18 protein-coding genes and 2 pseudogenes are annotated in these 17,664 nt (G+C 70.4%); 2 read left to right on the forward strand and 18 right to left on the reverse strand.

Annotation, left to right across the window (positions count from 1 at the left end; genetic code table 11):
- The 4 genes and pseudogenes from ACIBKX_RS34010 to ACIBKX_RS34025 all read right to left on the reverse strand — a co-directional run.
- Nucleotides 1-94 (reverse strand): annotated as a pseudogene (locus ACIBKX_RS34010) (electron transfer flavoprotein subunit beta); the annotation flags it as partial.
- A gap of 230 nt (nt 95-324) precedes the next feature.
- Entirely contained in the window at nt 325-834 is a 510-nt protein-coding gene (locus ACIBKX_RS34015) for a flavin reductase family protein (protein ID WP_363274420.1), read from the reverse strand.
- A 43-nt stretch (nt 835-877) separates the two neighbouring features.
- Entirely contained in the window at nt 878-958 is an 81-nt protein-coding gene (locus tag ACIBKX_RS34020) for a putative leader peptide (protein WP_363274564.1), read from the reverse strand.
- Nucleotides 959-1,039: 81 nt separating this feature from the next.
- Nucleotides 1,040-1,381 (reverse strand): TlpA family protein disulfide reductase, encoded by a 342-nt coding sequence (locus ACIBKX_RS34025; protein WP_399376933.1) that lies wholly within the window; start codon nt 1,379-1,381, stop codon nt 1,040-1,042.
- A 197-nt stretch (nt 1,382-1,578) separates the two neighbouring features.
- Here ACIBKX_RS34025 and ACIBKX_RS34030 point away from each other — a divergent pair, with 197 nt between their 5' ends.
- Nucleotides 1,579-2,307: a lysophospholipid acyltransferase family protein gene (locus tag ACIBKX_RS34030; protein ID WP_363274422.1), complete on the forward strand. Its 729-nt coding sequence runs from the start codon at nt 1,579-1,581 to the stop codon at nt 2,305-2,307.
- Nucleotides 2,308-2,312: 5 nt separating this feature from the next.
- On the opposite strand, the gene ACIBKX_RS34035 is transcribed toward ACIBKX_RS34030, so the two are convergent.
- From ACIBKX_RS34035 to ACIBKX_RS34090, 12 genes and pseudogenes are all read right to left on the reverse strand, one after another.
- Nucleotides 2,313-2,999: a phenylalanine--tRNA ligase beta subunit-related protein gene (locus tag ACIBKX_RS34035; RefSeq protein ID WP_363274423.1), complete on the reverse strand. Its 687-nt coding sequence runs from the start codon at nt 2,997-2,999 to the stop codon at nt 2,313-2,315.
- Between the two features lie 29 nt (nt 3,000-3,028).
- Entirely contained in the window at nt 3,029-3,622 is a 594-nt protein-coding gene (locus tag ACIBKX_RS34040) for a transglutaminase family protein (protein WP_363274424.1), read from the reverse strand.
- 87 nt (nt 3,623-3,709) lie between these two features.
- The gene (locus ACIBKX_RS34045) at nt 3,710-4,780 is read right to left on the reverse strand and encodes a low specificity L-threonine aldolase (RefSeq protein ID WP_363274565.1); all 1,071 of its coding nucleotides are present in this window, start codon (nt 4,778-4,780) and stop codon (nt 3,710-3,712) included.
- A gap of 20 nt (nt 4,781-4,800) precedes the next feature.
- Nucleotides 4,801-5,571 (reverse strand): SDR family oxidoreductase, encoded by a 771-nt coding sequence (locus ACIBKX_RS34050; protein ID WP_363274425.1) that lies wholly within the window; start codon nt 5,569-5,571, stop codon nt 4,801-4,803.
- The gene (locus ACIBKX_RS34055) at nt 5,568-6,983 is read right to left on the reverse strand and encodes a DUF6421 family protein (RefSeq protein ID WP_363274426.1); all 1,416 of its coding nucleotides are present in this window, start codon (nt 6,981-6,983) and stop codon (nt 5,568-5,570) included. Before ACIBKX_RS34055 ends, ACIBKX_RS34050 begins: the two co-directional genes overlap by 4 nt.
- An 81-nt stretch (nt 6,984-7,064) precedes the next feature.
- Nucleotides 7,065-8,057 (reverse strand): alpha/beta hydrolase, encoded by a 993-nt coding sequence (locus tag ACIBKX_RS34060; RefSeq protein ID WP_363274427.1) that lies wholly within the window; start codon nt 8,055-8,057, stop codon nt 7,065-7,067.
- A gap of 4 nt (nt 8,058-8,061) precedes the next feature.
- On the reverse strand, nt 8,062-9,192 hold the full coding sequence (locus ACIBKX_RS34065; RefSeq protein WP_363274429.1) for an LLM class flavin-dependent oxidoreductase: 1,131 nt from the start codon (nt 9,190-9,192) through the stop codon (nt 8,062-8,064).
- 160 nt (nt 9,193-9,352) lie between these two features.
- A pseudogene (locus ACIBKX_RS34070) lies at nt 9,353-9,781 on the reverse strand (putative PEP-binding protein); the annotation flags it as partial.
- Entirely contained in the window at nt 9,730-9,951 is a 222-nt protein-coding gene (locus tag ACIBKX_RS34075; protein ID WP_399376841.1) for a CBS domain-containing protein, read from the reverse strand. The pseudogene ACIBKX_RS34070 and the gene ACIBKX_RS34075, both read right to left, overlap by 52 nt.
- Before the next feature lie 51 nt (nt 9,952-10,002).
- Nucleotides 10,003-10,467, reverse strand: a complete 465-nt coding sequence (locus ACIBKX_RS34080) for a cyclic nucleotide-binding domain-containing protein (RefSeq protein ID WP_363274430.1) — start codon at nt 10,465-10,467, stop codon at nt 10,003-10,005.
- A gap of 230 nt (nt 10,468-10,697) precedes the next feature.
- Nucleotides 10,698-12,419 carry a GAF domain-containing protein gene (locus ACIBKX_RS34085; protein ID WP_363274432.1) on the reverse strand — a complete coding sequence of 574 codons (1,722 nt, stop codon included), beginning with the start codon at nt 12,417-12,419 and terminating at the stop codon, nt 10,698-10,700.
- Between the two features lie 204 nt (nt 12,420-12,623).
- Nucleotides 12,624-13,316, reverse strand: a complete 693-nt coding sequence (locus ACIBKX_RS34090) for a response regulator transcription factor (protein ID WP_363274566.1) — start codon at nt 13,314-13,316, stop codon at nt 12,624-12,626.
- Between the two features lie 224 nt (nt 13,317-13,540).
- Between ACIBKX_RS34090 and ACIBKX_RS34095 the strand changes: the two genes are divergently transcribed.
- Nucleotides 13,541-14,005, forward strand: coding sequence for a pyridoxamine 5'-phosphate oxidase family protein (locus ACIBKX_RS34095; protein ID WP_363274433.1), 465 nt, complete (start codon nt 13,541-13,543; stop codon nt 14,003-14,005).
- A 9-nt stretch (nt 14,006-14,014) separates the two neighbouring features.
- On the opposite strand, the gene ACIBKX_RS34100 is transcribed toward ACIBKX_RS34095, so the two are convergent.
- Nucleotides 14,015-14,167, reverse strand: a complete 153-nt coding sequence (locus ACIBKX_RS34100; RefSeq protein WP_363274434.1) for a hypothetical protein — start codon at nt 14,165-14,167, stop codon at nt 14,015-14,017.
- Nucleotides 14,168-14,173: 6 nt separating this feature from the next.
- Nucleotides 14,174-17,590 carry an NACHT domain-containing protein gene (locus ACIBKX_RS34105; RefSeq protein ID WP_363274435.1) on the reverse strand — a complete coding sequence of 1,139 codons (3,417 nt, stop codon included), beginning with the start codon at nt 17,588-17,590 and terminating at the stop codon, nt 14,174-14,176.
- Nucleotides 17,591-17,664 lie beyond the last annotated feature (74 nt).

Here is a 17,664-nt window from a genome sequence, read left to right on the forward strand (position 1 = left end):
CGTCATCACGGTCGACGGTCAGGTCATCGGCGAAGTGCCGGTCGCCCGTGGCGTCGGGCACGTACTTCACGGTGACAACGATCCTCAAGCTCACGCCGACTCTCCTACTGCATCGTCTCTACTGGGCTGCTGCCTAGCTCTGGCCACTGCCTTCTTGCAGGCAGCATAGGCGCCTGAAGCGGCGGATCCCGATCGGGGCGGCCCGCGCTCCGACCGAAATATTACTCGTCAGTACACCCAGTACGTTCCCACTAAGCAAGCGCTTTGAACTGTGACCTTCCCAACGCCCTGCAATCGGGCGCAGAGAAGGACATTCAGGAACTCTCAGTCGCGCAGCGCGTTGAAGCGCCCCTGGTGGTACAGCAGCGGCCGGCCCGCCCCTCCGGGGTCTCCCACGACGGCTTCCGCGAGGACGATCCGATGGTCGCCCGCGGGGACCCGCGCGGCGATCCGGCAGACCAGCCAGGCCTGCGTTCCGTCGAGCACGGGGACGCCTTCGGGGCCTTCGTACCAGCGGGTGGGCGCACCGAACCGGTCGGCGCCGCTGCGGGCGAACGTCGTGGCGAGTTCCAGCTGGTGCTCGCCGAGTATGTGGACGCCGACGTGCTCGGCCTCGGAGATCGCGGGCCAGCTGGAGGCACCCGTACCGATGCCGAACGAGAGCATCGGCGGTTCGGCGGAGACGGAGACGAGCGAGGTCGCGGTGAAGCCGACCGGGCCGGCGGGGCCCTGGGCGGTGATCACCGCGACGCCCGCGGCGTGCCGGCGGAAGACGGAGCGCAGCAGCTCGGGCGAGGCGATCTGGGGGGTGCGGAGATCGGGCGTGGCCGTCATGGAGTTGTCCTTCTGCAGGAGGTACGAGCGGGTCCGTGGCTGCTCAGCAGCTCGGACAGCACGCACTGGCATGACGTGCGAGGTCCACGTGGACGCGCTCATAGAGAAGGAGCTCCGGGGGCATGGCAGCAGGCTGACGAAAGGTGACGCGTACAGTCAAGTCCGTTCCGCGATGTGAAAGTCTCCGGAATCCCTGGCTCACCTGTCACACGGCCTTGCCGAGCGCGGCGATCACATCGGCCTTGCGCGGCTGTCCCGCCGCCCGCAGCACGATCTGTCCCTCGGCGTCGAGCACCAGCACCGTCGGCGTCTTGGCGATGCGCAGTTCGCGTACGAGATCCAGTTCCGCCTCGGCGTCGATCTCCACGTGCCGTACGCCGGGGACCATGGCGGCCACTTCGGCGAGCACTCTGCGGGTGGCCCGGCAGGGCTGGCAGAAGGCGCTGGAGAACTGCACGAGCGTGGCCCGCTCCCCCAGCCGGCCGACTTCCGGCCACCCTCCGGCGTCGCGTACGCGCACCTGAGCCTCCCGCCCCTCCGCATGAATCGACCGTCCCCGACTTCAGCGCGGTAACACCGGGAAAGATTCCCCGACGTGATGAGAATCTCCCCACCAGGAGGCACCAAGGCTGGCCAGCCGCCCGTTCTTGGGGCACGATCTGCGCAACGCCGAAAAACCTACGGCTGCGTAACTTCCCGCCGGGAGCCCCCTCCCCAGGCAGAAACGAAGGGCCCTCCCCACCCATGGCAGAGCTTGTCTACACTCCGGTCATCGGTGCCGCGAAAACCCTGTTCAAGGCATGGGACCTGAAGATCGACTGCAAGGGCTCGGAGAACATCCCTCGGTCCGGCGGCGCGGTGCTCGTCAGCAACCACATCAGCTACCTGGACTTCATCTTCGACGGTCTGGCCGCGCTGCCGCAGAAGCGGCTCGTGCGCTTCATGGCCAAGGAGTCGGTGTTCCGGCACAAGATCTCCGGCCCGCTGATGCGCGGCATGAAGCACATCCCCGTGGACCGCAAGCAGGGCGAGGAGGCGTACCAGCACGCGCTCGCGTCGCTGCGCGCCGGGGAGATCGTCGGGGTCTTCCCCGAGGCGACGATCTCGCAGTCGTTCACGCTGAAGTCGTTCAAGTCGGGTGCGGCGCGCATGGCGCAGGAGGCCGGGGTCCCGCTGATCCCGATGGCCCTGTGGGGCACGCAGCGGCTGTGGACCAAGGGCCACCCGCGCAATTTCAAGCGCAGCCACATCCCGATCACGATCCGGGTCGGCGAGCCGGTCGAGGCGCCCAAGGACCAGTACGCGGGCGCGATCACGCGGCGTCTTCGCGAGCGCTGCCAGGAGCTGCTCGAAGCCGCCCAGCGCGCCTATCCCGTACGGCCCAAGGGTCCGGACGACACCTGGTGGATGCCGGCGCACCTCGGCGGCACCGCGCCGACTCCCGCCGAGGTGAAGGCCGCCGAGGCGAGCTGAATCGATTACTCCGGCGCGTGCACGGTCAGTCGCGCGCCGGGGCTGAACTTCTCGAGCAGTTCGGCCAGTTCGGCGCCTGCCGCCTCGGCTCCGGAGTCCGGGCCCATGCCCTCCAGCAGGAAGATGGCGTTGACCGACTCCTCGGTGAGGCGGGTGCGCGGGCCCTGGCGCCAGTTCCAGCGGCGGCAGGTGACGCCCGCGTCGTCACACCAGACGACCTCGCCCGCGTCGGGGTGCTCGACCGACTGCTCCCCCGCGGCCATCGTCACGAAGTCCTCGGCGCCGGAGGCCCGCAGCAGGCGCATGCCGCCCTTGACGTGGTCCAGGTCCTCGCCGCCGACCGGGATGAGACGGGCGACGCTGATCGCGTTGTAGACGTCCACCAGGGTGTTGATCCGGGGCAGCCCGCCGTCCGCGAGGGCCCGCTTGGCGAGCGCCTCGGCGGAGTTGCGGGTCCGGGACGGCTTCGCGCCGAAGGCCGTGTAGGCGGCGCGCCAGGCCGTCATGTGCGGGTCCTCGTGCGGGGCGCGGCCGTCGAGTCGCTGCGCGAGGCGGTGCGCGGCGTCGTCGAGGAGCGCCGAGGTCGCCTCGGTGCTCGGCCCGTTGACGAGTCCGTACGCCTCGATGGCGACGTGGGTGAAGTCGGGCGCGAGGGCGCGCACTTCGTCGGTCACGGTGATCTGGAAGCTCATCGTCTGCCTTGCGTTCGGGGTACGGCGGTTCAGAGCGCGTCGGGCAGGTGCTCCCACAGGTACGGCCGGTCCGGGGCCTCCCGCAGGGTACTGAGCACCGCCGCATGCGGTACAGCATAGAGTACTGGATAGTCCATCTCACTGGACTCTACGTCCGGCACCCACGCGAGCCGCTCGGCGCCGAGCGAGAACTGCGCGTCGACACCGGCCTTGTTCCCCCGGGGGTCCTGCCGGTGCCAGGCCCCCTGGAAGCGGACGGCGACGAGGCCGTGCAGGACATGGCCCGTGCCCGCGTCGTGCGTCAGGCGCTGATAGCAGAGTGCGGCGGGGATGTCCTCGGCGCGCAGCAGCGCGGCGAGCGCGTGGGACTTGGCGTGGCAGATGCCGGTGCCCCGCGCGAGGACGTCGGAGGCGCGCCAGGTCACGCGGAGATCGCCGCTGTCGGCGGAGTGCGGGATGGTGTCGCGCACGAATTCGAAGGCGGCGCGGGCGTATGCGTATGAATCGGCGGAGTCGGCGGCGAGGCGCGCCGCCGTCTCACGGACGAGCGGGTGGTGATGGTCGATGACCTCGTCGGCGGCCAAGTACGCGGACAGGTCAGGGGTTTCCTGGATCAGCTGCATGATCCGGGAGCATAGAAATGCGACCGACCGTCAGTCAATGCTTTTACGGTCGATCGCATATCTATGCAGAACTGTGGACGGCGGAGACTAGCGCGCCATCTCCTCCTTGAGCGCCGCGACGAACCCGTCGACGTCCTCCTCGCGGGTGTCGAACGCGCACATCCAGCGGACGTCGCCGGCCGCCTCGTCCCAGAAGTAGAAGCGGTACTGCTTCTGCAGCCGCTCGCTCACGTCGTGCGGAAGGCGCGCGAAGACCGCGTTGGCCTGCACCGGGTAGAGGATCTCCACGCCGTGGACGGCGCGCACCCCCTCGGCGAGGCGCTGGGCCATCTCGTTGGCGTGCCGGGCGTTGCGCAGCCACAGGTCCTTGGCGAGCAGCGCCTCCAACTGCACGGAGACGAAGCGCATCTTGGAGGCGAGCTGCATGGACAGCTTGCGCAGGTGCTTCATGTGGCTGACGGCGTCCTGGTTGATCACGACGACGGCCTCGCCGAAGAGCGCGCCGTTCTTCGTGCCGCCCAGGGACAGGATGTCCACGCCGACCGCGTTCGTGAACGTCCGCATGGGGACGTCGAGCGCGGCCGCCGCGTTGGCTATCCGCGAGCCGTCCAGGTGCACCTTCATGCCGAGCTTGTGCGCGTGGTCGCAGATCGCGCGGATCTCGTCGGGCGTGTAGAGCGTGCCCAGTTCGGTGTTCTGCGCGATCGAGACGACCTGCGGCATCGCCCGGTGCTCGTCGTCCCAGCCGAACGCCTGCTTGTCGATCAGCTCGGGGGTGAGCTTGCCGTCGGGCGTGGGCACCGTGAGCAGCTTGATGCCGGCCATGCGCTCGGGGGCGCCGCCCTCGTCCACGTTGATGTGCGCTGACTCGGCGCAGATCACCGCGCCCCAGCGGTCGGTGACCGCCTGGAGCGCGACGACGTTGGCGCCCGTGCCGTTGAACACCGGGAACGCCTCGGCGGTGGGGCCGAAGTGCCCGCGGATCACCTGCTGGAGGTTGGCGGTGTAGTCGTCCTCGCCGTACGCGATCTGGTGACCGCCGTTGGCGAGGGCGATGGCTGCGAGCACCTCCGGGTGGGCGCCCGCGTAGTTGTCGCTCGCGAAGCCCCGCACGTCCGGGTCGTGGTGGCGGCGCGCGTCGGTCTTCGGAGGGTTCACGGCGTCCTTGTCGCGAGCGGTCACGGCTTCTCGGTCAGCCACAGGCGGTTTCCGTTCACTTCACCGGCGGGCCGCTCCCAGACTCCGGCGATGGCCTCGGCCAGCTCCCTGACGTCGGTGAAGCCCGCGAACTTCGCATTGGGACGCTCGGCGCGCATCGCGTCGTGCACCAGTGCCTTGATCACCAGGATCGCAGCCGCCGCGGTCGGGCCGTCCTCGCCCCCCGCCTTGCGGAAGGAGTCGGCCATGGCCAGCGTCCACGCCTCGGCCGCCGCCTTGCCCGCGTTGTACGCGGCGTTGTTGGCCACCGGCTTGTGCGCGCCGGACTGGCTGATCAGCACGTAGCGACCCCTGTCGCTGCGCAGCAGGCCGTCGTGGAAGGCGAGCGAGGTGTGCTGGACGGTGCGGATCAGGAGCTTCTCCAGGAGATCCCAGTCGGCGAGGTCCACGTCGGTGAACGTCTTGCTGCCGCGCCAGCCGCCGACGAGGTGGACCACGCCGTCGATCCGCCCGAACTCCTTCTCCGTGCGCTCGGCCCACGCGCGGGTCGCGTCCAGGTCGAGGAGGTCGACCGTGTCACCGACGACGGTGGCCCCGCCGTGCGCGTACCGGGCGGCGTCCACGGCCTCCGCGAGGCGTGCGGCGTCGGCGTCGGACGCCACGACGGTGGCACCGGCCTCGGCCAGCCTCAGCAGCGTTGCCCGGCCCGCCGGACCCGCTGCTCCGGCGACCGCGACCACGGCTCCATCGAGTGCGGACATCGTCCTCGCCTCCTTGGTGCGGTCGCTCATGCGGCGACCTGCTCGGCGTCTGCCGCGGTGATCCCCTTGGTGGAGGCGATCACGTTCTTGAGCTTCTTGGAGAGCGCCTCATAGAACATGCTGAGCGGAAACTCGTCGGGAAGCACCTCGTCGACCAGTTTGCGCGGCGGCAGCGAGGTGTCCAGGGCGTCCGGGCCCTTGGCCCAGCGCGAGCCGGGGTGCGGCGCGAGGTACTGCGAGACCAGGTCGTACGCGGCGAACCAGTGGACGAGCTTGGGGCGGTCGATGCCCGCGCGGTACAGCTCCTCGATCTCGGCGCAGAGCTGGTTGGTGACCTGCGGGGCGCGCACCCAGTCGATCTTGAGCTTGTTGTCCGTCCAGCGGACGACGTCGTGCTTGTGCAGGTACGCGAAGAGCAGCTGGCCGCCGAGCCCGTCGTAGTTCTTGACGCGGTCGCCGGTGACCGGGAAGCGGAACATCCGGTCGAAGAGGACCGCGTACTGCACGTCACGCGCCTGCGGGACGCCCTCGGCCTCCAGCTTCACGGCCTCCTTGAAGGCGGTGAGGTCGCAGCGCAGCTCCTCCAGGCCGTACATCCAGAACGGCTGGCGCTGCTTGATCATGAAGGGGTCGAACGGCAGGTCGCCGTGGCTGTGGGTGCGGTCGTGGACCATGTCCCACAGCACGAACGCCTGCTCGCAGCGGTCCTGGTCGCCGATCATCGCGCGGATGTCGTCGGGCAGTTCGAGGCCGAGGATGTCGACGGAGGCCTCCGTGACGCGGCGGAAGCGGGCCGCCTCGCGGTCACAGAAGATGCCGCCCCAGGAGAAGCGCTCGGGGGCCTCGCGCACGGCGATGGTCTCGGGGAACAGGACGGCCGAGTTCGTGTCGTACCCGGCGGTGAAGTCCTCGAAGGTGATGCCGCAGAACAGCGGGTTGTCGTAGCGCGTGCGCTCGAGGTCGGCGAGCCACTCAGGCCACACCATGCGCAGCACGACCGCCTCGAAGTTGCGGTCCGGGTTGCCGTTCTGCGTGTACATCGGGAAGACCACGAGGTGCTGCAGGCCGTCCTCGCGGTGCGCCGCGGGCTGGAAGGCGAGCAGCGAGTCCAGGAAGTCGGGCACCTCGAAGCCGCCGTCGGCCCAGCGCCGCAGGTCCGCGACGAGCGCCTCGTGGTACGCGGCGTCGTGCGGCAGCAGCGGGGCGAGCTGCTCGATCGCGGATATCGCGCGGTCGACCGCGAGCTCGGCCACGGACCGGGCGGGGGCGCCCTCCGCGTCGAGGTCGATCGAGCCGTCGGCGGACTGCCAGGGCCGGATCTCCTCCACGGTGTCCTTGAGCATCGGCCAAGCCGGGTGCTCCACAACCCTTCCTGTGGGGGCACCCCCACTCGCGGGAGGAACAGTCCCCTCCGTCGCCTTCTGCACAAGAATTTCCGTCACTTGTCAACCTCCACGGGAGAACCTCGCGTATGGACACCGTATGCGTGCGAGGTTCTCCACCACAAGGGGAGGCTCCGGAAATTATCCTGCGGCACCCCCGCCTTCACCGCTGTTTTTCCTGTCCGACACCGTATGGGCGACCGCTTCTGCCACATCCGCCACGGCCGCCGCCGCGTCCCCGAGCAGCCGCGGGAAGCCCACGAAGCCGTGGAACATCCGGGGGTGGTGCCCCTCGGTCACCACGACCCCCGCCGCGCGCAGCCGTGCCGCGTACGCCCTGCCCTCGTCGCACAGCGGATCGCAGCCCGCCGTGACGACGTGCGCGGGCGGCAGCCCCGTGACGTCGGCCCGCAGGGGCGAGGCGTAGGGATGCCCGCCGTCGCCGTCCGGGCCGAGGTACTGCCGCCAGAACCAGCGCAGGTGCGCCGCGGTGAGGAAGTAGCCGGTCGCGTTCGACGTGTACGACCCGGTGTCGCACCCCGCGTCGAGCATCGGGTAGATCAGCACCTGCAGCGCGACGGCCGGGCCCGAGCGGTCCCGGGCCATCAGCGTCACGGCGGTGGCGAGTCCGCCCCCGCTGCTGTCCCCCGCGGTCACCACCGCACCCGGATCACCGCCGAGCCCGCCGGCCGCGGCCTCGGCGGCGGCCCAGCACAGCGCCGCGTACGCGTCCTCGGCGGCGGCGGGGAAGCGGGACTCGGGGGCGAGCCGGTAGTCCACGGAGACGACGACCGCGCCGGACCGCGCGCAGAGCGTGCGCGCCGTCGCGTCGTGGCTGTCGAGGCCGCAGATGGTGTAGCCGCCGCCGTGGAAGAAGACGACGGTGGGGCGGGCGTGCCGCGCGCCCTCGGGGCGGTAGACGCGTACGGGCAGGTCGGGGGCGTCGGCGGGACCGGGGATGAGCCGGTCCTCGACCGTTCCCACGGCGGGCGCGTCCTTCGCGGGCTTGGCGGCGAGGGCGCGGCGGGCCTCGGCCGCGTCGGTGACGGCGCCCCCGAGGTCGGGGAAGGCGGCGCTGAGGGCCGCGACGAGGGGCCGCGCCTCGGGGGCCAGGCGATCGCTCTCGACGGTCACGCGCTCAGCCCTCCTCCTGCGCCCGGAAGTACGGGATGACCTTCTCGCCCCACTGCCGCAGCGTCTCCATGCAGGCCTCCTGCGGGACGGTGCCCATCTGGACGAGGCACATGATCTCGTCGGCCCCGGCGTCGCGGAGCCGCTCCACGTACGCGATGGCGTCGTCGGCGGTCCCATAGGCGTGATCGGCGTTGAAGGTGGCCGTGGCGGTCGGCCGTACCGGAATGCTGTGCTCGTGCAGCCGCGCGACGACCTGCTCGGCGGCCTCACGCATGGCGGCGGCCTCGTCGGCCCCCTCGACGACGGCCTCGTCCGGGATCCCGGCGCCGCCGTACCAGTGCCCGATGGACTGCGCGAAGAACCGCTGCCCGCGGATGCCGACGCTGCGCGCGGCCTCGCGGTCGTCGAGCACGATGGTCGGACAGAGCACGGAGAAGTGGTCGTTGACGGCGCTCGACACGAAGCGCGCGTCGGTGCGGGCGGCGATCGCGGCGTCGTACGCGGTACGCATCTCGGCGATGGAATCGGGCCCGGCGAAGCCCATCACCAGTGCGCCGATGCCGAGTTCGGCGGCCTGGGTGAGGGTCTCGGTCCTGCTGCAGGCGAGGAAGAGGGGCGGGTGCGGGGTCTGCTTCGGGCGCGGCAGGATCGGGTGCGGATCGATGTCGATCAACTCCCCGTGGTACTCCAGCTCCTCGCTCTCCCAGGCCTTCCCGATGATCCGCAGCGCCTCCTCGACCTCCTGCGTCGTACGTTCCTTGTCGACACCGCAGAGCGAGGTCTCCTGCAAGGTGCCGCCGCGCCCCGCGCCGAGGTCGAGCCGCCCGCCGGAGAGCAGGTCGAGCATGGCGGCGCGCTCGGCGACGCGGGCCGGATGGTTGAAGTTGAACGGCATGCAGACCACGCCGTGTCCGATCCGGATGGTGCTGGTGCGCGCGGCGACCCAGGTCAGGAAGATCTCCGGGGCGCTCATGTGGGCGTACCACTTCAGGGAGTGGTGCTCGACCGCCCAGATGCGGTCGAACCCCATCTCTTCGGCGAGTACGGCCTGTTCGACGCTGTCACGGATGAGTTGGTGCTCGCGCTCGACGGTGGGGTCGGCGAGCTGGGCCTCGAATATGACGGAGAACTTCACGTGCCCTCCAGGGGGTTGAACCGGGGTGGCGGAGCCCTTGTTTCGATTAGCTATATGACTAGCCGTCAGGTCTCAAGGGAGCAAGGGCTTCTGCACGCTCATTTCCCGGCCCTCTCACCTGCTGTCGCCGCCCAACCGCCGCACCATCGCGAGCCGCCTCGTGCTCGCCGCACACGCCGGTCTCCATACCGGGGTTGGCGGTGCGCCCGGCCTCGACGGCGAGTTCCACCAGCCTGCCGACGCCCTCCTGGTCGGTGGTGCCGAAGGGTGATGCCCCGAAGATGCCCTTCTCCAGGTACAGCGGGAAGAAGGGGGCCTCCGCGTCGTCGCGGGACAGGCCCCAGGTCGTCTGGGTGAGATCGTTCGTGCCGAAGGAGAAGAAGTCGGCGCTGCCCGTGCATCGGCTCGACGGCGTCGAGCAGTTCACGGTCGTACGCGTCGGAATGGGCGGCAGTCGCCAGGCGGAGGCGATCCGTGCGATCCGGAAGGAACTCGTGCAGGGGTGGGTCGGCAGGGGTGGGTCGATGAGCCGGATCGTCACCGGCAGCCCGTCCATGGCCCTGAGGATGCCGGTGAAGTCGTCCCGTTGAGCGGCAGCAGGTCGTCCGGGTCGCCGTCGCGGAACTCCTCCTTGGGCAGCAGATCCGCCTCCGACACCACGCCGACCACACGGTTGTCTTCCTCCAGGACGGGCAGGGCGCTGATGTTCCACGGCTGGAGGGTCATCACATCACCCACGAGGTGCGGGGCGCCGTGCATGGTGTCCTCCCGTGCTGGTCAGGGACGGTCCCCGGAGGGATCGAGCACGATTCACGCCGGCCGGCCGCTGCCGTAGGGGGCGTACAGGTCGAGCAGACGGGTGCGGGCGGCGGCCAGTCGGTGGGCGAGCACCTTGCCGATCCAGCGCGCCACCGCCGCTCCCATCGCGGGGTCGGCCCGGCACAGCTCACGAACGGTCTCGGCGTCGAACTCCCAGGCTCGCACCGGGGTCTCGGTGTCCGCGCCCAGCTGCCATACGTGGGGTGCGAACAGCCAGGACCAGCCGACGAGGTCTCCGGAGCCGAGTGTCTCGATGACGGCCGGGCGCCGTCCGGGCACCCGCAGGTCGAGGGCGACGCTGCCGGACCTGATGATCCAGAAGCGGTCGGCCCGTCCTCCCTCGTTGAACAGGCGGAGGCCCTGCGGGAAGCTCACCTCGCGCGCGACGGCCATCAGGCTGCCGCGATGTTCGGCGGAGAGCGTCTTGGTCACGCGGGGCGTTGTCGCGGTGGTCATGGCTCTGCCTCCTCGTGCGCCGTCCGCCGGCGGCCGTTGCCGCCGCCGTGCGACGCCTGCCTTCAGGGTCGGCCACGAACCCGCGAAAGGCATGGGCCGAGTGGCCCCCTCACGGGTTCCGTTGGGCTCTCGTGCGGGGCGGGCCGATTCGGTTGCCTGGGGCCGCGCGTCCGTACACGCGGCAGGCGTCGTACGACTGCTGCTCCGCCGGCCCGGCTCCGAACGGCGCCCTATCGCTCCGCAACCTGCACCCGCCACACCAACGTCGTTCCGCCGCCGGACGTGTCGCCCAGCTCCAGGGAGCCGCCGAGCCGTTCGGCCCGCTCCGCCATGTTGCGCAGGCCACTGCGGCGACCGCCGGCGGGGATGCCCACACCGTTGTCCGACACCGTCAGCCGCAGTTCCCGGCCATCGGTCTCGAGTTCGACCTCGGCACGACCGGCGTCCGCGTGCCGGGCGATGTTGGTCAGGGCCTCGGAGAGGACGGCCACCACATGATCACCGGTCTCCTTCGGTACGTGGGTGTCCAGCAGTCCCTCCATGCGCAGGCCGGGGGCGAACCCAAGGACCGGCGCGGCCTCGCCGACCACCCGCACGACCCGCGCCCGCAGGCCCGGCCCGGCGGCTTGATCGTGGGAGCGCAGACCGAAGATCGTCGACCTGATGATCTTGATCGTCTCGTCCAGGTCGTCCACCGCCCGCAGCACCCGCTCCCTCGCCTCCGTGTGCTGGACGAAGCGGCCCGCGCTCTGCAGCGTCATGCCGGTGGCGAACAGCCGCTGGATCGCCAGGTCGTGCAGGTCCCGGGCGATCCGGTCACGGTCCTGCAGCACGGCGATCTGCTCGGCGTCCTGTCGGCGTTCCGCCAGTTCCATCGCGATCGCGGCCTGCGCGGCGAAGCCCTGCAGCGGCTCCGTCTCCTTCCCGGAGAACACCGTCCGGTTCGCTTCCCTGACCAGCAGGACGACACCTCGTACGCCGTCGCCGGAACCGATGGGGACGGCCACGGCCGGGCCGAGGCCGGTGAAGCGCGGCGGATCGGACGAGACCCGCTCGTCGTGGGAGATGTCCGGGGTCGACACGAGAACGCCGCCGGAGAAGGCCTCACCGATCAGGCTGCCCTCGACAGGCAGCACCAGCCCGCGGTGCGCCTCCGCCGCCTGCCCGATGGCCAGTTCCACCGTGAGCGAGTCGGTGCCCTTCATCGGCACCGCGACGACGGCCAAGGCCGCGCCGGTGATCTGCCGGGCCCGTTCGGCGATCAGCCCGAGGACCTCACTGCGGGCGCTGCCGGACATCAGGCTGTGCGTGATCTCCGCGCTCGCCTGCAGCCAACGCTCCCGCAGCCTCGACTCCTCGTACAGACGGGCGTTGTCGATGGCCACACCCGCCGCCACGGCCAATGTGGCGAGCACCGACTCGTCCTCCTCGTCGAACTGCGCTCCGCCCCGCTTCTCGGTCAGATACAGATTGCCGAAGACCTGGTCACGCACCCTGATCGGGACGCCGAGGAAGGAGTTCATCGGCGGGTGGTGCGGCGGGAAGCCGTACGAGGACGGGTGCTCGGAGATCTTCGGCAGCCTCAGGGGCTCGGGGTGGCTGATCAGCTCGCCCAGGATGCCGTGGCCCTCCGGGAACGGGCCGATCTCGGCGATCTTCTCGTCACTCATGCCCACCGTGAGGAACTCGGAAAGCCGCCTGCCGTCCGGGCCGATCACCCCGAGGGCGGCGTACTCCGCGTCGACCAGCACCGCGGCGGCCTCGACGATGCCGCGCAGCACCTGCGCGAGGTCCAGCTCGCGGCCCACTGAGAGCACCGCCTCGAGAAGGCTGTGCACCCGGTCGCGAGTGCCACGGGCAGCGTCAAGGCGGGCCTGCAGCTCGTCCAACAACTCGTCCAGCCTCAGCTGCGGCAGCCGTACCCGGGCCTCTCCGGCCGCGGAGCCTCCCACCCGTGTCCCTCCCGATCGCCTCGCGACGCCGACTGTCCACCATGGCGGTCATGTGCCACGGTAACGGTCCCGCACGGCGGGCGGTACGGGATGAGGTCGCAGTGGCCGGGGTCGGCCCGCGGGCGACGCTCAGCCGCGTGGGAGGCGGGCTGCGGCGTATTCGTCGAGGTGTGGGACCGTCCCCGACTGCCCCTGCAGCGCGCGCTATTGGCCGTCCTGCCGGAGCCTGTCCTGGGCCTGGGTGGCGATGACGGCGGCCTGGATGCGGCGCTCGACGCCGAGCTTGGCAAGGAGACGGGAGATGTGGTTCTTGACCGTCTTCTCGGACAGATAGAGCCGTTGGCCGATCTGCCGGTTGGTGAGCCCCTCGCCGATCAGGTCCAGGATCGCCCGCTCCCGGTCGGTCAGGCCCGGCAACGCGTTCGGCTCCGCCGCCGGTCGCTGCTCATGGCGGAGCCGGGCCATCAGTTTGGTGGTGGCGCTGGGGTCGAGCAATGACTGGCCCCGGGCCACCGTGCGGACCGCCGACACCAGGTCCGAACCCTGGATCTGCTTCAGCACGTACCCCGACGCGCCGGCCATGATCGAGTCCAGCAGTGCTTCCTCGTCGTCGAACGAGGTCAGCATCAGGCAGGCCAGGTCCGGCATCCGCGAACGCAGCTCCCGGCACACGGTCACGCCGTCGCCGTCCTGCAGCCGGACGTCGAGGACCGCCACCTGGGGACGGAGCGCGGGCACCCGCACCAGGGCCTGCTCCGCCGTGGCGGCCTCACCGACGACGGTGAGGTCCGGCTCGTCGTCCAGCAAGTCGCGCACCCCGCGCCGCACCACCTCGTGATCGTCCAGCAGAAAGACCCGGACGGGGCGGTCAGGGGCGGCCTGCTCGCTGTCCATCATCAGATGCTCCCCGCTCTGCGGCCCACGCTGCTCTCCGGTCATGGGCGCTTGTCGGCTTCCGCTCCGAATCCTTCTCGCACGGGGGCCGGAAGGCCAGGGCCGAATGGCCCCTGGCCTTCGGGGATCAACCGGCGTTGCATCGATGTGTCCACAGCGGCCGGTCTTCCAGCAGGGCGGAGGCCGAAGATGCCGTTCCGGTCCGTTCATCCCCACGGAAGTCCGTCATGACCGTCGACAACACACACCCGCCCCCGGCCGCACCACGTCAGAGCGTGGAGCTGGCCCCCTCTGAAGCCCTGCGGCTCCTTGGCACCGTATCCCTGGGAAGGGTCGCCTTCACCCGACAGGCGCTGCCGACGATCCGCCCGGTCAATCATGTCCTGGACGCGGGCGACATCGTCATCCGCACCCACGAGGGAGCGGCCTTGACCTCGCACACCCGCCAGGCCGACGGCAGTGGGGTCGTCGTCGCGTACGAGGCCGACACCATCGACCCTGTCACCCATCTCGGCTGGAGCGTCGTCGTCACCGGCTACGCCCACCTGGTGACCGACCCGCGCGATCTCGCCCGGTACCGGGCGATGCTGCGTCCCTGGGTGCGGCAGTGCATGGACTACGCCGTCCGCATCCACCCCGATCTGATCGCCGGAGTCCTGCTCACCGCTGCCGACGAGTCCTTCGGCTCCTGACAGACCCGGTCATCCGCCGCCGAAGGAACGCTCCCGGATCATGCGCCCGGTGATCTCGACCGGTAGGACGGAGGCAGGGGTCGATGGTCCTTCGCCGGTGGCCGACCAGGGCACGATGCCGTTCGCGAAGCCGCAGCGGTCGCCGCCAAGTGGAACGGCCACCTCCGCTCAGTGCCCCAGCGACTCGGACAGACGCGCGGCGGTTTCTCGCGCATCGGCGAGTTCCTCCTCGTATCCACCGGCGGTCTCGATGTCCAGCCGTCGCAGGATGCCGATGGCATCGGCGATGCCGGCTGCCGCCTCCTCCAGTTCGGCCCGGGCATGCAGCCGGGCGGCGGCGTAGGTGGTCAGGGCCCGGGCGAGATCGGGCTCATGGTGGCCGGGGTCGGACCGGGAGAGCCGCCGGTAGATCTCGACTGCTTCACCGGTGACGACGAAGGCGGCCGTGCGCTGGTCCAGTTGCGAGAGCTGGTGTCCCAGCCTGGTGAGGCAGTCGGCATGGCCGGGCTCGTAGGTGAGGGGATCACGCCCGGCGAGCCGTCGGTAGATTTCCTCTGCCTGCTCCATCGCGTCTATCGCCTGCTCGTCGGACGCCACTGACCAGAGTCGCTCGCTCAACTCCGTGAGGGACTCGGCCCGCCGGGGTTCGTACGTACGGGGATTCCGCTCGGCGAGCCGCCGGTAGATCCCGTCCGCCTCCAGAGCCTTGTCCCGTGCCTGCTCAAAATCCCCTGCCTCCCACAGGTGGTGGCTGTGGTCCAGCAGCATGCGAGCGAAATACAGCTCGTGGCGCCGCTGTTGCTCGGGAGTCAGCTGCTTGATTCTGCTTTCGGCTTCTCCCGCGGCGGCCAGGGCTTCCTCGCCACGTCCGGCCTCGGCCAACTGATTGGCAAAAATGGCGAGGACAAACGCGAGGGCGACGGCTGAGGGACCGTTTGAGCAGGTTCCACGAGCCTCCCAGCGCCGATGCATGCGTATGGCCTTCTCGGTATGCGGCAGAGCTTCCTCGACACGGCCGAGCCGGTGCAGCATGTCACCGATGTTGACGAGCGCTCCCGCCACCTCAGCGGTGTCGTCGTACCCGCCTTGACGCAGCACACGGAGGGCCTCGCTCAGCACGCCCAGCGCCTCACTCTCACGGTTCGCGCTCCCTGACCGAATCCCGAGTTCCTGCAAGGCGTAGCCAAGTCGGAAGGTGCAGGCGGCCGGGGCGATACGCGCGCATGCCCGCCACCAGACGACGGCCAACCGGCGCCCGGCGATGGCGGACCGGAGGCGATACCAGGAGACGGCTCTTGCCGGAATGCTGCCCCGTTGCGGCGACCGTCGCAGCTGTCGGTTGCCGGTCCTGCCCGGCGCGCTGCTGCGCACGCCGGGCTGTTGCTCGGCAAGCCGGTGCTGGAGCTTGAGGTGACGGAACTGATAGACCGTGCCCTCCCGACGGAGCACCTCCCGCTTGTGGGCCTCCTCAAGCAGGGCCATGAGCCGCCACGGGAGGCGGCGCCTGAGCACCAGCCAGCAGTGCGCGAGGGTGTACGGCACCCAGGCGGAATTGCCGCACCCCGCCACCAGACCCGCGCCCGTTCCCGCGAACACCCCTACGGCCAGCCCCAGTTGAGCCTCGGTCTGGGAGGCGGCGTTCATGCCGGCCGCCGCACCCGCAGTCATACCGACGACGACAGCTGTGACCGAGAACGTGCGCCGGTCACGGCGCAGGAGCTCTCGGGGATCTCCTCCTGCCGCCGGAGCGACCGGTGCGGCCGGGACCAGGAACAGGCAGACGAGTGCCACGTAGAGGGCGGCCTGAACAGCACGGTGGAACGGCGCGTCCGCTGACAGTGCGCCCGCGAACACGACACCCACCCACAGCCGCACAATCCCTCTGTACCCGTACTCCCATACTCGCCAACCGCGTACCGGATTCTGCCGCCCGTAGATCCAGATCATGAGTGCCGCGCAGAGCCCCGCCCCGCCAGCGATGATCCAAACCCGCTTTGTCGAGAAGAACCTCAGCCCGAGGGCGCTGTCCCCTACGAGCCCGGATTGGCCCGGGCCGGGTCCGTGTGGGGCCACGCCGTAGGCAAGGACCGCCACAAGGGCCCCGGCAGCCGCTGCGGCCCCGGCGACCACAAGCCCGGCGGCCGCCGCGAGCAGGGGCATGGGCACCGCGGCGCGCAGCTCCCACCAGGCGATGCTGCGACCGTCGCCGAGGTGGCGTTCCAGGTGCAGGGCGAGGAATCGCAGTGCCCTCTCGGCCCTGCGGGCTCGTCGGCGCTCGCCCCACGCGCGTCGGTCAGGGGCAGGTGTCCCGTAGGCGGCCGGGACGAAGGCGTCCAGCAGGTACCGCTCGATTGCCGCCCTGGTGGGAAAGCGGGCGGTGTCGGTCAACTCGGCCGGGTCCTTCAGTGGTTGGTCCCAGGAGTCCAGGCCGGGTGGGGCGTTGTACACACGGTCCGCGATATTGGCGATCAGCGGGTTGCGCAGTGCCCTGCTCAGCGGTGCGCCGACGCGGAGTGCGGAGGCAACGGGCTCCCAGCGGGGCTCCGCATGCCTCGCACCGGCCCCCTCCTTGAGATACCTCTCGACATCCGCCGCCTCCGATGCACGGAGGACCACACCCGCCGCTTCGCTCAGCTTCACCACTGGCCGCCTGGCGCCGGGGCGCACCATCCGCACGTACGGGTCGATGCGGCTGGTGAGGACCAGGCCCATCCCCGGGCGCAGGATCTTGTTGATCTGGCTCACAGCCAGTCCGCGCACCGCCTCGGGGATCTCGTCCAACCCGTCCAGCACAGGCAGGACGAGAGCCTCCCTGAGCAGCGCCTCGGCCTTGCTGCATCTGGCCGGGTGCGGGTGCGGTGCGGGTTCGCCGAGTTGCTTGTACGTGTCGGTGAGAAAGCCTTCCAGCCACGCCTTCAGGCCCCCGGTGCTGGTCGGGTCCCACGAGGCGAGCGGGACCAGTACCGGCACGGGCCGACCCGCCTCCCAGCGCTCCAGCAAGGCCAGCACCAGGCGGATCATGAGGGTCGTCTTGCCCGCACCCGCCTCCCCGAGGAACACCAGTCTGCGGGTGGGTACGCGGTCGAGAACGCCGACCGGGTCGTCGTCGGAGCCGGCCAGTTGCTCGGGGCCGGACGCCCATTCCGACGAGCCCGTGCGGTCGGCATGCCGCCAGTCCGGTGACAGCGCCCTCGCGACAAGCTTGCTCCACTCGTCGAAGAGGTCGTCCCGAAGCCTGTCGTCCTCCGGGTCCGGCGCGGTCCACGACACCCTCAGGCGGCGCTCGCCCAACTGCCGCAGCCCTTCCCGTTCCTGCTTCCGGCAGCGCTCGAGCGCCTCGGCCCGCAGGTACTCGGCCGCAGCCGTGAGCGAGCCGCTCCGCCGCCCGGACTCGTGGCCGGCCTGGAGAGCCACCAGTGAGATGACCACCGCCGCGAGCGTCAGGACAAGGGTGCCGGCCTCCGGCACGTCCAGTCCGGCCCCGAACGAGACGGCCGTACCCACGCACAGGGCGAAGAGCACGGGCAGGGCGAACCGCCTGGCATGTTCCCTCCAGGCGGCCGACTTCGGGGCGCGCCCTGGCATGGTCCGATGGTCCGGCCGGGCACGGACCCTGTCACTACGTCAAAAGCCCCAGAGCGGAGCTGAGTCGGGGCTCA

Origin of the sequence: Streptomyces sp. NPDC050658 (assembly GCF_044457025.1) — a bacterium.
Taxonomy (GTDB): Bacteria; Actinomycetota; Actinomycetes; order Streptomycetales; family Streptomycetaceae; genus Streptomyces.

Bases quoted from the DNA above. Each gene is read 5' to 3' on its own strand.
- ACIBKX_RS34080 (WP_363274430.1), bottom strand. From the start codon at position 10,467: ATGACCACCGCGACAACGCCCCGCGTGACCAAGACGCTCTCCGCCGAA.
- ACIBKX_RS34020 (WP_363274564.1), bottom strand. From the start codon at position 958: ATGCCCCCGGAGCTCCTTCTCTATGAGCGCGTCCACGTGGACCTCGCA.
- ACIBKX_RS34035 (WP_363274423.1), bottom strand. From the start codon at position 2,999: ATGAGCTTCCAGATCACCGTGACCGACGAAGTGCGCGCCCTCGCGCCC.
- ACIBKX_RS34030 (WP_363274422.1), top strand. From the start codon at position 1,579: ATGGCAGAGCTTGTCTACACTCCGGTCATCGGTGCCGCGAAAACCCTG.
- ACIBKX_RS34015 (WP_363274420.1), bottom strand. From the start codon at position 834: ATGACGGCCACGCCCGATCTCCGCACCCCCCAGATCGCCTCGCCCGAG.
- ACIBKX_RS34090 (WP_363274566.1), bottom strand. From the start codon at position 13,316: ATGATGGACAGCGAGCAGGCCGCCCCTGACCGCCCCGTCCGGGTCTTT.
- ACIBKX_RS34095 (WP_363274433.1), top strand. From the start codon at position 13,541: ATGACCGTCGACAACACACACCCGCCCCCGGCCGCACCACGTCAGAGC.
- ACIBKX_RS34040 (WP_363274424.1), bottom strand. From the start codon at position 3,622: ATGCAGCTGATCCAGGAAACCCCTGACCTGTCCGCGTACTTGGCCGCC.
- ACIBKX_RS34050 (WP_363274425.1), bottom strand. From the start codon at position 5,571: ATGAGCGACCGCACCAAGGAGGCGAGGACGATGTCCGCACTCGATGGA.
- ACIBKX_RS34075 (WP_399376841.1), bottom strand. From the start codon at position 9,951: ATGCACGGCGCCCCGCACCTCGTGGGTGATGTGATGACCCTCCAGCCG.
- ACIBKX_RS34105 (WP_363274435.1), bottom strand. From the start codon at position 17,590: ATGCCAGGGCGCGCCCCGAAGTCGGCCGCCTGGAGGGAACATGCCAGG.